We start from the raw sequence: 12,644 nt of genomic DNA, 5'->3' as shown, positions 1-12,644 counted from the left end.
TGCGAGTGATCGGACGGTTCAGGGGTGGGGCGCGATGTGCCCCGCCCACAGGGTAGCGGTTTCCCCGGGTTGCTCCGGTTCAGGACGACGTCGGAACCCGCCAATCGCGCTCGGCGGTCCTGGGTGATGACGCGAGCAGTGTGGCGTGCCAGCAGTCCCACAACTCCCCCCGTTGTTCCAAGAACCCCGGGATGAACACGGGCTCCTGGAACCCGACCTTCCAGGAGAGCTTGACCGAGGCCCAGTTCCCGTCGAAGGCGATCCAGTGCAGGTGGGTCAGGCCCAGCTCGTCGAAGGCGTAGTCGATCAGCAGTCGACACGCGGCGACGGCGGCACCGGTGCCACGGGCATGGGGGCCGAAGTTCAGGCCGATGTCCGCCGCCGATGCCCGAACCCGGGCCAGTTCGATGGTGCCCAGGAGCTGGCCGTCGTGGTCGTGGACGGCCCAGTTGAGCGCGGAGCCTTCCTGCCAAGCCTTGGGCACGTATTCCAGGATGTACCCCCGGGCGTCCTGCTCCGTGTACGGGGTGGGGACGGTGGTCCACTTGACCGCCGTGGGATCGGTGCAGTTGAGCACCAGTTGATCCACGTCGGCCTCGGACAACGCCGCGAGCGTCACCTTCTCGTCGCTCAGCGTGGGCGGTTCGGTGGGCAGTTGCAGCGCGTTCATGCGTGTTCCTTGTCTTCCGGGTGCAGCACGGCAGGCTCCCGGTTCGGGCGGGTGCGCCACAGCCAGAGGAGCCCGACGACGGGCAGGACCAGCGGGATGAAGCCGTACCCCTGACCGAAGTGCGACCAGACCGTCTCGTCCGCGAACAGGTCCGGCGCCAGGTACGTCCAGAGCCCGATCCCCAGCACGCCCGCGAGTTCGACGACGACGGCCGCGGAAGCCACCCGGTGCCAGGCGGCTCCACGTCTTGTCAGGGCAACGGCGGCCAGGACGTAGACCACCGCGGAGAACAGGGAGAGCAGATAGGCCAGAGGTGCCACACCGAACTGCATGGCGATCTGGTAGGCCGAACGCACCCCGGCGGACAGGGCGAAGATCCCGTAGATCGCAATGATGACCCGCCCGAATCCGGTGCTCTTGGCGTCGGGGCGCCGTGCGGCGTCGTCGCCTTTGGGACCGAACCGGCGCTGGAGCACGCCGTCGGTGCGGTCGCGGGGTCCCGTGTCCTCTGATGCTGTGGTCGACGGTGTGGTGGGGTTTTGCCTCATTCCTGCTTCCTTACTGGTAGTACCAGATGAAGTTCATGCGGTAGACCATCACGATGATCGTGGGCCCGGTGGCGGCCAGGATCCAGTTGGACCAACTGGAGCGTTCGACCAGCGACCAGATGAACGTCCCCGCCGGGACCACCAACGCGGTCAGCAGGTAGCCCCAGTACTCGACCACGCTCCCGGAGGCCTTGGGCCCCACGAACAACAGCACGATCGAGCCCACCAGGTAGACCACCAGGAACGCTTCCAGGAGCAGCACCGAACCCTGTGTGAGGTCGCCCGGGGCCTTGCCGCGCAGCGCCTGGACGGCGCAGACCAGGAACGACAGCGCGCCCAGGACCACACTGGCCCAGAACCAGCCGTCATAACCCCACAACATCACCGTTCTCCTTCACGTTGCGTCCGTCGCTGCGCGCGTGCCGGCGCGCCGGTCATTGCGCTCTCAGGACCAGGACCGGTTTGGCGGTGCGCTCACCGGGGTTTCCGCGGTCCTCGAGCAGCGCGACCACTCCCCCGTCAGGGGCAAAGCCGGCGGTCAGTTCCGCGCTGCCCGTGGCCGGGATGCGTTTTCCGTGGCCCAGGTCCGTGGTCTCCTGATCGCTCAGTTCCCGCGCGGGGAACATGGCGCGCGCGGCGTCGTCAAGGGACGTCACGGGCACGGTGCCCCCTTCGGCGACGGCGGCGCGGAGTCCGTCCAGGTCCTGGGCGTGCGTCAGGTCCAACGAGCCCACACGGGTGCGGCGCAGGTAGGTCAGGTGCCCGCCAACGCCCAGGGCGTCGCCCAGATCGCGGGCCAACGCACGGACGTAGGTGCCGGAGGAAGCATCCACCGTCACGGCCAGGTCGACGACGAACGTGCCGTCCGCCAGGGTCTGACGCTCGACGGAGCGGACGTCGAATCCTGAAACCGTCACGGTCCGCGCGGTCAGTTCCACGTCCTCACCTGCGCGCACGCGCGCGTAGGAGCGCCGACCGTCGATCTTGATCGCGGACACCGCCGACGGCACCTGCTGGATCTCACCCGTGAGTCCCGCGATGGCGTGGGAAATGCCCTGATCCGTGACGGCCCGGACGGCATCGCCGTCGGCGACCGCCGTGACCTCGCCCTCCGCGTCCTCTGTGACGGTGCTGATTCCGAGCCGGATCACAGCGTCGTAGGTCTTGTCCGCGCCCACCAGGTAGGTCAGCAGCTTGGTTCCGCGCCCCACGCCCACCACGAGCACACCCGTGGCCATGGGGTCCAGGGTGCCCGCGTGGCCCACCTTCTTGGTTCCGCAGAGACGGCGCAGCCGACCGACGACGTCGTGGCTGGTCCAGCCCTGCGGCTTGTCCACCACCACCAGGCCCTCCGGCACGGGCAGCGCCGGATCCGGGCGCGGAACATCTTCCCGGGGCGCTCGCGCGGGGCGGTCGTTCCGGGAGGATGCCGATGGTGTGGGTTCGGTTGTCACCGCTCGGTCGGTTCGGAGGTCTCGTCCGGAGCCGTGGTTCCGGCGTCGCGGGGAGTCTCTACGTCGTCGACGTCCTCCTCCTCGTCCGGGGTTCGGTAGGGGTTCTCCCCGGAGGCGTACTGGGCGCCGACGGCGGCCGCGGCCACCTCGGCGTCCTTCTCCTTGGCGCGGCGCAGGACGTCCTCGAGGTGCGAAGCGGCCTCGGGGATCTCGTCGGCCACGAACTCGAGCGTGGGGGTCAGCCGAGCCGTGATGTTCTTGCCCACCTCCGCGCGCAGGATGCCCTTGGCGGACTCCAGCGCACGCGCGGAATCGGCCTTCTCCTCGGCGGTCCCGTACACGGTGTAGTACACGGTCGCGTGTTGGAGATCGTTGGTCACGCGGGCGTCGGTGACGGTCACGAAGCCCAGCCGCGGGTCCTTGACGCGACGTTCCAGTGCCTGGGCCACGATCACCTTGATGCGGTCGGCCAAGCGGGATGCGCGCTGTGCGTCGGCCATGGTCACTCCTCTTGTTACAGGTTCTTCGGTCTCCGGTGCGCACCGTCCGCGATCCACGATGGCGCGGTCGGTTGGTTCACCCGGGGTGGCAACGGCCCGTACCCGTCCGTTCAGGACTCACGGTACGGGCCGTTGCTTTCGAGCGGTGCGCCGGGGGCTCACGGACTCGAAGGTTCGAGATCAGGCGCGGGGCTTCTCCTGAAGCTCCCAGGTCTCGATGATGTCGCCTTCCTTGATGTCGTTGAAGGAGCCGAGCCCGATACCGCACTCGTATCCGTCGCGGACCTCGACGGCGTCGTCCTTGAAGCGACGCAGCGACTCGATCTTCAACTTGTCCTGCACCACGTTGCCGTCGCGGACCAGGCGCGCATTGGCGTTGCGCTTGATCAGGCCCTCGGTCACGTAGGAACCGGCGATGTTGCCCCACTTGGAGGAACGGAAGACCTCGCGGACCTCTGCCTTGCCGAGTTCGACTTCCTCGTACTCGGGCTTGAGCATGCCCTTGAGCGCAGCCTCGACGTCGTCCAACGCGTTGTAGATGACCGAGTAGAACTTCATCTCCACGCCCTCGCGGTCGGCCAACTCGGAGACACGCTCGGCGGGGCGAACGTTGAAGCCGATGATGATGGCGTTGTCCACGGTGGCCAGGTTGACGTCGTTCTGGGTGATGGCACCCACGCCGCGGTGAATCACGCGCAGCTGAACCTCGTCGGAGGCGACCTCGATCTTCATGAGCGAGTCTTCCAGCGCCTCCACGGCACCGGAGACGTCGCCCTTGATGATCAGGTTCAGGGTGTCGATCTTGCCCTCGGCCACGGCCGCGTCGAAGGACTCCAAGGTCACGCGCTTGCGGCGCTTGGCCAGCAACGCGTTGCGGTCGGCAGCCTGACGCTTCTCGGCGATCTGACGGGCCGTCCGCTCCTCGGCGGTCACCAGGAAGGTGTCACCGGCGCGCGGGACGGAGTTCAGACCGAGCACCTGCACGGGACGCGAAGGCATTGCTTCCTCCACGGCCTTGCCGTCCTCGTCGAACATCGCACGGACGCGTCCGTGCGAGCCGCCGACCACCATCGAGTCGCCCACGCGCAGCGTGCCGGACTGGACCAGCACGGTGCACACGGCGCCGCGGCCCTTGTCCAGGTTGGCTTCGATGGCCACACCGCGGGCTTCCTTGTTGGGGTTCGCCTGCAGCTCCAGCGTGCCGTCAGCGGTCAGGACAACCGCTTCCAGCAGACCCTCGATGTTCTGACCGGCACGCGCGGAGACGTCCACGAACATGGTGTCGCCACCGTATTCCTCGGGCACGAGTCCGTACTCGGTGAGCTGGCCACGGATCTTCTCCGGGTTCGCCTCGGGCTTGTCGATCTTGTTGACCGCCACGACGATCGGCACGTTGGCCGCCTGGGCGTGGTTCAACGCCTCGACGGTCTGCGGCATCACGCCGTCGTCGGCCGCGACCACGAGCAGGGCGATGTCGGTGACCTGCGCACCACGGGCACGCATGGCGGTGAACGCCTCGTGACCCGGGGTGTCGATGAAGGTCAGCTTCCGGTCCTCGCCCTCGACCTCCGTGGAGATCTGGTACGCACCGATGTGCTGGGTGATGCCACCGGCCTCGCCCTCGATCACGCGGGTGTTCCGGATGGCGTCCAGCAGGCGGGTCTTACCGTGGTCGACGTGACCCATGACGGTCACCACGGCGGGACGCGGCTCCAGCACCTCGTCGTCCTCGGCAGCCGATTCGGCGGCCAGGTCGATGTCGAAGGACTCGAACAGCTCGCGCTCCTCGTCCTCCGGGGAGACGATGTTGATGACGTAACCCAGCTCGGCACCCAGCAGCTCGAAGGTCTCCTGGTCAAGGGACTGGGTCTGCGTGGCCATCTCGCCCAAGTGGATGAGCACCTGGACCAGCGACGCCGGGTTCGCCTCGATCTTCTCGGCGAAGTCCATCAGGGACGCGCCACGGCGCAGACGCACCACGGTCGAGCCGTCACCGTGCGGAACAGAGACGCCACCGATCTTCGGTGCATTCATCTGCTCCAGTTCCTGGCGCTTCGCGCGACGCGACTTGCGTCCCTTGCGCGACGGACCGCCACGACCGAAGGCACCCTGGGTGGCACCGCGGCCGCCACGACCCGGTCCGCCACCGGGGCGGAACCCGCCGCCACCGGCACCGGGAGCGCCACCGCCGCCACCACGACGCGGGCCGCCCTGGCCACCACCTGCCCCGCCGCGACCGCCGGGGCGCGAGCCCACGGGTGCGACGTTGGTGGTGTGGCCCGGCATCATGTTCGGGCTGGGGCGCGGACCCGCTGGGCGGGGCCCACGGGGAGCCTGGCCCGGACGGGGCGCTGCGGGGCGCGGACCACCCTGGCCGCCACCCTGGCCCTGACCGGGACGCGGTGCGGCAGGACGCGGACCGCCCTGGCCGCCACCCTGTGGGCGCGAACCGGGTCGGGACATGCCCTGCTGGGAAGCGAACGGGTTGTTGCCCGGACGCGGGCCACCCGGACGGGGGCCACCCTGGCCGCCACCCTGCGGGCGGGGACCGGGACGGGACATGCCCTGCTGGGAAGCGAACGGGTTGTTGCCCGGACGCGGTGCCGCTCCACCCGGCTTGGGACCGGGAGTCGGGCCGCCGGCGGACTTGGAAGCCGGTGCTTCTTCAGCCGGTGCAGGCTTCTCGGTGCGCTCAGGAGCAGATTCGGTCGTCGGCTCAGTCGCCGTCGGTGCCGGGGTGGCTTCCGGTGCCTCGTCCTTGGTCTCGGTTTCAGCCTTCGCTGCCGCCGGCTTGGGGCCCGGCTTGGCACCCGGCTTTGCGGCACCGGAGGGCTTGGCCGGCGAGGGCTTACCCGTGGCGGGCTCTGCCTTGTCCTGCGCCTTGGTGGTCTTGGCGGTTTCGGTGGATGCCGCGGGCTTCGTGCCGACGGCGTCCTTCAGCTTCTTGGCGACCGGCGGTTCGACCGTCGAGGACGCACCCCGGACGAATTCGCCGAGTTCTTGCAGCTTGGCGATGGCCTCCTTGGAGGTCATGCCGAGCTCCTTGGCCAGCTCGTGTACTCGTTGCTTAGCCACTTCTCTCCTGTCCCGGTCCGCATCCGTGACAGGAGGCGGACCGACTACTTGCCGTGGGGGTCTCCCAGCGCACCGTTCAGGCGCGCGGGAACACCGTGTTCAGAGCACTGCGAAGTACTCATCGTTCGGCACTCATCGGGTTTCCATCAGCTTCTGACTCGCTTTCCATGGTGGTCCGGGCCGGGAATCACTGCCCACCGCGGTGATGGGTCAGCCGGAACGGACTCGACCGCCCGCGTCGGGCAGCCGTGGTCGGCTCACTCCTGTGCGGTGCCCGCTGTTCGGGTCACCCGCTCGATCTGGTGCACGGCCGCCGTGGCGTCCACGCGGCGTCGAAAGGCCCGGTTGAAGGCTCCCCGTTTCACCGCGGTCTGAACGCATCGTTCGTCCGGATGCACCCACGCACCGCGGCCTCCGAGCACGCGGTCCTCGTCAACGACGACGACGGGCTCGGTTTCCACGGCGCTCAACGTCAAGCGCAGGAGGTGGTCGGGTTCGTCGACGGTCCGGCATCCGATACAGGTCCGGCGCACAACGTGTTCCACGAAATGAACGCACCCCTGGTTTGGATAATTCCCCCGCATCCGCTGGACAGCGCCAGGTGCGCGAGGGCGTGAACCATCGACTTTTCGACCGCGGACAAGTCTAGCCCCTCGGCAGAACTTCATCCGAATTTGAGGCCTTCGCCACGCTCAGGACCGCGGTTCAGGCTCCGGTGCGGGACTCCGGGACGATGTCGATCTTCCACCCGGTCAGCTTGGCGGCCAGGCGTGCGTTCTGCCCCTCCTTGCCGATGGCCAGGGACAGCTTGTTGTCGGGCACCACGGCGCGGGCGCTCTTGCCGCGCTCGTCGAGCACCTCGACGCTGATCGTCTTTGCTGGGGAGAGGGCGTTGCTGATGAACACGGCGGGATCGTTGGACCAGTCAACGATGTCGATGTTCTCCCCACCCAGTTCATTCATCACGGCGCGCACACGAGTCCCCATTTCACCGATGCAGGAGCCCTTGGCGTTGACGCCCGAGGTGTTCGCGGCCACCGCGATCTTGGACCGGTGCCCGGCCTCGCGTGCAATGGCCATGATCTCGACGTCACCGTCGGCGATCTCGGGGACCTCGAATTCGAAGAGGCGCCGGACCAGCTCGGGGTGGGACCGGGACAGGGTGATGGACGGGCCCTTGGGCCCGCGGCGCGCTTCCACGATGTAGGCGCGGATCCGTCCGCCGTGCGGGTACGTCTCCCCCGGCACCTGCTCGTGCGGCGGCAGCAGTGCCTCCACGGTGCCAAGGTCCACCTGAACCATCTGCGGGTTGCGGCCCTGCTGGATCTGCCCGGAGACCACCTCACCTTCGCGCCCCTTGAAGTGGCCGAGGACGTTGTCGTCCTCGACGTCGCGCAGGCGCTGCAGGATGACTTGACGTGCGGTGGAGGCAGCGATGCGGCCGAATCCCTCCGGGGTGTCGTCGAACTCGCCGATCTTCGACCCGTCCTCGTCGACCTCGGGTGCCCAGATGGTCACGTGGCCGCTCTTGGTGTCGATCTCCGCGCGGGCGTCCTTGATGGCACCGGGAGAGCGCATGTAGGCCAGAACCAGAGCCTGCTCGATCGTGGGTACGAGCAGGTCCACGGGGATCTCACGCTCTCGTTCGAGCATCCGCAGGGCACTCATGTCGATGTCCATGTCGAGCCTTTCCGTTCTGGCGCGCTTCCGAGAATCAGCGCCCCGTGATTGACAACAGCGCACCGCCCGGGCGGGCGGAACGCTGTCCTGGTGAGTTACATGACGGCCGCCACTGTTCCCATCCCCCGAAGGGTGTGGGTGAACCAGTGAGCTTCCGGTATCGAGTTTCGATCCTACACGGACGTCGTCTCGGCCCCCGGGCCGGCTGAGTCGCGCCGGCCCGTGGGCAGTCCGGTGATCAGTCCTGAACCTGCACCTTGGCGCGTCGGATCGAGCCGAGGGGCCAGGTCTCCGGGTCCAGGAGCTTGACGGGCATCCCCTTCTTGACCTGCTCACTGCGCTGCAGGGTGACGGTGGCGTCGTCGTCGCCCTCCGCGTCCTGCACAGACAGGAGCCGGGCGGTGAACTTCGGCTGCTCGGAGGTGTTCACGGGGGTCACGGACACATGACGCCCGACGGAGCGCTTCCAGTGCCGCAGCGCCTTGAGTTCGCGCGTGGCCCCCGGGGAGGAGACCTCGAGTTCGTAGGCGGGTCCGTCGACGGCGTCACTCTCGTCGAGCGCGTCCGAAACGGCCCGCGACACCCGTGCGATGTCGTCGAGTTCGACCCCCTCGGTGCTCTCCTCGGGCAGGTCCACCAGAACCTGCACGATTCGGTTCGCACCGGCGCCGATGACGTTGATCTCCTCGAGGAACAGCCCTTCGCCCTCCACGACGGGAGTCAGCAGCTCACGCAGAGCCGCGGTGGTGTCCTGGGATTCCGGCTGGTTCACGATCAGTCTCCTGTCGTTGCGTTGCGGATCGAGTCGACCACAGTCTTGCCCACGCCGTCGCGCGCGATGTCCCGCGACTCTCCCGTGGCACGGTCCTTCAGCTCGAGGACCCCGTCGGCAAGGCCGCGTCCGACCACCAGCATGGTGGGCACGCCCAGCAGTTCGAAGTCACCGAAGCGCACACCCGGTGAAACCTTGGGGCGGTCGTCGAAGAGCACCGACAGGCCCTCCGCCTCGAGTTCCGCGACAACCTTCTCTGCCTCGGCCATGAATTCCGGGCCCTTGCCCGTCGCCACCACGTGGACGTCCGCGGGTGCCACGGCTCGGGGCCAGATCAGCCCCTTGTCGTCGTGGTTGGCCTCCGCCAGGGCGGCGACGGCGCGGGTCACACCGAAACCGTAGGACCCCATGGTCACCACGACCTGCTTGCCGTTCTGGTCCAGGACCTTGAGCCCCAGGACGTCGGCGTACTTGCGCCCGAGTGCGAACACGTGCCCCATCTCGATACCGCGCGCGGCTTCGAGCGGACCGGATCCGTCCGGCGCGGGGTCGCCCGGGAGCACCTGCGCGCACTCGATGGTTCCGTCCCAGGTGAAGTCGCGGCCGGCCACGAGGTCGTAGACGTGCTGACCGGCAACGTTCGCGCCGGTAACCCACCGGGTGCCTTCGACCACGCGGGGGTCCACGAAATAGGGCAGCCCGGTGGCCGACTTCTCGCCGAGCAAAGGTTCATCCAGTGCCAGCCCCGGCCCCAGGTAGCCCTTCACGATCAGGGGCTGGGTCTTGAGGTCGTCGTCGGTCGCCTGCTCCACACCCACTTCACCGGAGATGCCGAGGACCTTGCCGATGCTGACTTCCACGCGCTTGAGGTCCACGTTGCGATCACCGGGCAGACCGATCACCGCCATGGTGTGTTCGCCGTCCGGGTGGGTGACCTTGAGGACCACGTTCTTGAGCGTGTCAGCCGCGGTCCAGGGGCGGTCCTCCCGGGGGTGCAGCGCCTGCGACTGACTGACCAGGGTCTCGATCGTGGGCGAGTCCGGGGTGTCATGGACCACGGGGTCCGGGGCGTCGTCGTAGGGCACCGCCTCGGGGACCACGGTGGTCACGGCCTCGACGTTGGCGGCGTACCCACCGGGGGAACGAACGAAGGTGTCCTCGCCAATGGCCGTGGGGAACAGGAATTCCTCGGACTGGGAGCCACCCATGGCACCGGAATCGGCGGACACGGCCACGACCTCGAGTCCCAGACGCTTGAAGATCCGTAGGTACGCCTCCCGGTGGAGGCGGTAGGACTCGGCCAGGCCTTCGTCGTCGACGTCGAAGGAGTAGGAGTCCTTCATGATGAACTCGCGCGAACGGATCAAACCCGCGCGCGGCCGCGCCTCGTCACGGTACTTGGTCTGCACCTGGTAGAGGATCGCGGGGAGGTCCTTGTAGGAGGAGTAGAGGTCCTTGACCAGCAGCGTGAAGACTTCCTCGTGCGTGGGGGCCAGGAGGTGGTCCGCGTTCTTGCGGTCCTTGACCCGGAACAGCGCGTCGCCGTATTCCTCCCAGCGGCCGGTGGCCTCGTACGGCTCGCGCGGAAGCAGTGCCGGGAACAGCACTTCCTGCCCTCCGATCGCGTCCATCTCCTCGCGCACGATCGCCTCGACCTTGCGCAGCACGATCATCCCCAGCGGCAGCCACGTGAATCCGCCCGGGGCTGCGCGCCGGATGTACCCGCCGCGCACCAGGAGCCGGTGGCTGGCCACCTCGGCATCGACGGGATCCTCGCGGAGAGTGCGCAGGAACAAGGTGGAGAGTCGCAGGGCCACGGAGCACTGCCTTTCGGGACGGTCGACGGACGGGCGTCGGCGGGGATTGGTTCTCGGGGCCCCGGCCATTGGTCGTCAGGGCACCCGCGGATGGGTGGCGGACACACCGCTGACGACGGCGAAGGGCCGGACCCGGGCCATCCTATCGCCCCGAGGTCCGGCCCCTGCGCACCGGTTCCGGATCAGGCCGTGGCCAGCAGATCCGCGATTTCGGTCAACAGTTCCTCGTAGTCGGCTTGTTTGCCTTCGTACTCCTCGGAAGCGATCACGGAGATCATCGAGTTCTCGTACACCATGCGGCCCGTGTGGACGTCCATGCTGCCCCCAGGACCACCGGCGGACAACGTGGTGCGGATGGCAGTGTCCGCGGAGTCGACCGTGATGTCCTCGTTCTCGAGCTGGACGTCGACCGGCTGGTCGTCCACGGACATGGTGGCTTCGGAGCAGTCCTTGACGCCGGTCTCGAAGTCGTCCAGGGCGTCCTCGGCCTCCGAGGTCGAGTCGTACATGTGGACGGTGACGATCAGGTTGCCTTCTTCGTCGGAGCCGACCACACCTTCGTCCATGTCGGACTGCATGATCCCGCCCATGAACGATCCCTTGACGGGGTCCTCGCACGACGCCGGATCCACGGTCACCACGCCGACGGACTCCTCCAGCATGCTGGGTATGTCGTAGCCGGAGGCAGACATGAGTGACACGGGCACGGCGTTGATCTCGAACCCGCCGACCTTCTCACCGTTGAGAGCGCCCATCACGGAGGAATCGGAAAGCTCACCGTCGGAACCGCCGCCCGACTCGGAGGCACTGGGCGAGGCGGATTCGTCGTCGCTCTCCGTGGGCGAGGCGGAATCCGAGGACTCCGTGGTCTCTTCGGAGGTTGCCTGCGAGCTCTGCTCCTCGGTGCCTCCTGTGGCCTCGGTGCTCTGCTCCTGGGTGGACTCCTCCGACCGTTCCTTCGGTTCTCCCCCGCCGAAGAGCCCGCAACCGGACAGCATCAGCGCTGCCGCGATCGAGGTGGCAGCCGCCACGGTGATTCGTCGACGACGTTCCATGTGATTCTCCTTGTTTTGTAAGGGTCCGTGTGTTGTGTCAGATGGTTCCGGGGAAACCTGGTGGGCTCAGACTTCCGAACCGGGACCGGCGACCGGCTCACCCGAGAGGATCCCCGTCATCTCGGTGAGCAACTGCTCGTAGTCAGCCCGCTCACCGTCGGCGGGCACCTGGTACTCGATGTTGTGAATGATCGTGACCACGCTGTTGCCGTAGACCATGCGTCCCGACCGGATGTCGTCCTTGGTGGTGTAGGGATCATCCGAATAGGTCACGGTCACGGCCTGGGATGCTCCGGGGACGGAGATGTCGTCGACCGCGAGCTCCACGTCCAGGGGGCCCTCACTGTCAACCGTCATCTCACCGCCGTCACAGCCCTCGACCGAGTCGACGTAGTCGTCCATTGCGGTCTCGGCCTGCTCCTGGTCTTCCAGCGGTCGGACGCTCACGAGCACCGTGTCCACGCGATCGGCGGCAACGGTCGCCTCGTCCACGGAGGGCTCCACCCATCCGGGCACCAGGGCGCTGCGCACCGGCTCCACGCAGTCCTCCGGGGTGATCTCCAGGGTTCCGAATTGGTCTTCGAGCAGTTGATCCGGGGCCAGGTCCAGATCGGGCAGGACGGAACCGGCGACTGCGTTGAGCGTGACGCCGTCGATCTCGGCGCCGTTCAGCGCCGTCAGGACGTCGCCATCCGTGAGGTCGGTGGGGGCCTCTTCTGCGGCGTCACTCCCGGAGTCGTCGGAGGCAGTGCTCTCCGGCTCGCTGCTCGACTCCTCGCTGCTCGACTCCTCGCTGCTCGGTTCCTCCGCCGGCGAGGAGGACGTCTCGGCTTCGGAGCCCGAGGGCTCTGAGGCCTCCCTGGCCGGCCCTGTGCCGTAGGAACACCCGGTCAGAAGCAATGAGGCAGCGACGGCGCCCACCGCAGCCGATCGAAGGTGGCGTGTGCTCGTCATGGGTACCTCCACGCAATCCGAGGGGAGCCGAGGATCGATGGGACGATGACCTGGCCCGGCCCTTGACAGGCCGGGCCAGGTCACCCTGTGGGCCGCGGGGCTCGCTCAGAACCGCAGCA

The 12,644-nt window shown here is 67.8% G+C and carries 12 protein-coding genes; all 12 read right to left on the bottom strand.

The genetic code is table 11. The features are described 5' to 3' along the window. Nucleotides 1–79: 79 nt before the first annotated feature. Nucleotides 80–670: a GNAT family N-acetyltransferase gene (locus GWK18_RS06000; RefSeq protein ID WP_123825663.1), complete on the bottom strand. Its 591-nt coding sequence runs from the start codon at nt 668–670 to the stop codon at nt 80–82. Further along, nucleotides 667–1,218 (bottom strand): hypothetical protein, encoded by a 552-nt coding sequence (locus GWK18_RS05995; protein ID WP_245192928.1) that lies wholly within the window; start codon nt 1,216–1,218, stop codon nt 667–669. The genes GWK18_RS06000 and GWK18_RS05995 overlap by 4 nt, the downstream gene beginning before the upstream one ends. Before the next feature lie 10 nt (nt 1,219–1,228). Beyond that, complete coding sequence (locus GWK18_RS05990; protein WP_123825653.1) at nt 1,229–1,600, bottom strand: hypothetical protein; 372 nt, start codon at nt 1,598–1,600, stop codon at nt 1,229–1,231. A gap of 52 nt (nt 1,601–1,652) precedes the next feature. Further along, a complete protein-coding gene (gene truB / locus GWK18_RS05985) occupies nt 1,653–2,576 on the bottom strand; it encodes a tRNA pseudouridine(55) synthase TruB (protein WP_166833941.1) in 924 nt (307 codons plus the stop codon). A 92-nt stretch (nt 2,577–2,668) separates the two neighbouring features. Beyond that, nucleotides 2,669–3,172, bottom strand: coding sequence for a 30S ribosome-binding factor RbfA (rbfA, locus tag GWK18_RS05980; RefSeq protein ID WP_123825651.1), 504 nt, complete (start codon nt 3,170–3,172; stop codon nt 2,669–2,671). A 180-nt stretch (nt 3,173–3,352) separates the two neighbouring features. Further along, nucleotides 3,353–6,247 (bottom strand): translation initiation factor IF-2, encoded by a 2,895-nt coding sequence (gene infB, locus GWK18_RS05975; RefSeq protein WP_166833848.1) that lies wholly within the window; start codon nt 6,245–6,247, stop codon nt 3,353–3,355. A gap of 257 nt (nt 6,248–6,504) precedes the next feature. Then, on the bottom strand, nt 6,505–6,792 hold the full coding sequence (locus GWK18_RS05970) for a YlxR family protein (protein WP_233568820.1): 288 nt from the start codon (nt 6,790–6,792) through the stop codon (nt 6,505–6,507). Between the two features lie 160 nt (nt 6,793–6,952). Further along, a complete protein-coding gene (gene nusA, locus GWK18_RS05965; protein ID WP_166833846.1) occupies nt 6,953–7,927 on the bottom strand; it encodes a transcription termination factor NusA in 975 nt (324 codons plus the stop codon). A 238-nt stretch (nt 7,928–8,165) separates the two neighbouring features. Next, a complete protein-coding gene (gene rimP / locus GWK18_RS05960; protein WP_166833844.1) occupies nt 8,166–8,699 on the bottom strand; it encodes a ribosome maturation factor RimP in 534 nt (177 codons plus the stop codon). Nucleotides 8,700–8,701: 2 nt separating this feature from the next. After that, nucleotides 8,702–10,516: a proline--tRNA ligase gene (locus GWK18_RS05955; protein ID WP_166833842.1), complete on the bottom strand. Its 1,815-nt coding sequence runs from the start codon at nt 10,514–10,516 to the stop codon at nt 8,702–8,704. Nucleotides 10,517–10,698: 182 nt separating this feature from the next. Further along, nucleotides 10,699–11,571, bottom strand: a complete 873-nt coding sequence (locus GWK18_RS05950) for a hypothetical protein (RefSeq protein ID WP_166833840.1) — start codon at nt 11,569–11,571, stop codon at nt 10,699–10,701. Between the two features lie 66 nt (nt 11,572–11,637). Then, on the bottom strand, nt 11,638–12,525 hold the full coding sequence (locus GWK18_RS05945) for a hypothetical protein (protein WP_166833838.1): 888 nt from the start codon (nt 12,523–12,525) through the stop codon (nt 11,638–11,640). Nucleotides 12,526–12,644: the final 119 nt, after the last annotated feature.

Source organism: Kocuria sp. JC486, assembly GCF_011602805.1.
Taxonomy (GTDB): domain Bacteria; phylum Actinomycetota; class Actinomycetes; order Actinomycetales; family Micrococcaceae; genus Kocuria; species Kocuria soli.
Note: the sequence above shows the minus strand (reverse complement) of the source record. Positions and strands in the feature narration are given on the sequence as shown.

Coding starts and splice junctions, on each gene's coding strand:
- nusA (WP_166833846.1), bottom strand. CDS start 7,927: ATGGACATCGACATGAGTGCCCTGCGGATGCTCGAACGAGAGCGTGAG.
- rbfA (WP_123825651.1), bottom strand. CDS start 3,172: ATGGCCGACGCACAGCGCGCATCCCGCTTGGCCGACCGCATCAAGGTG.
- GWK18_RS05950 (WP_166833840.1), bottom strand. CDS start 11,571: ATGGAACGTCGTCGACGAATCACCGTGGCGGCTGCCACCTCGATCGCG.
- GWK18_RS05995 (WP_245192928.1), bottom strand. CDS start 1,218: ATGAGGCAAAACCCCACCACACCGTCGACCACAGCATCAGAGGACACG.
- GWK18_RS06000 (WP_123825663.1), bottom strand. CDS start 670: ATGAACGCGCTGCAACTGCCCACCGAACCGCCCACGCTGAGCGACGAG.
- GWK18_RS05990 (WP_123825653.1), bottom strand. CDS start 1,600: ATGTTGTGGGGTTATGACGGCTGGTTCTGGGCCAGTGTGGTCCTGGGC.
- GWK18_RS05945 (WP_166833838.1), bottom strand. CDS start 12,525: ATGACGAGCACACGCCACCTTCGATCGGCTGCGGTGGGCGCCGTCGCT.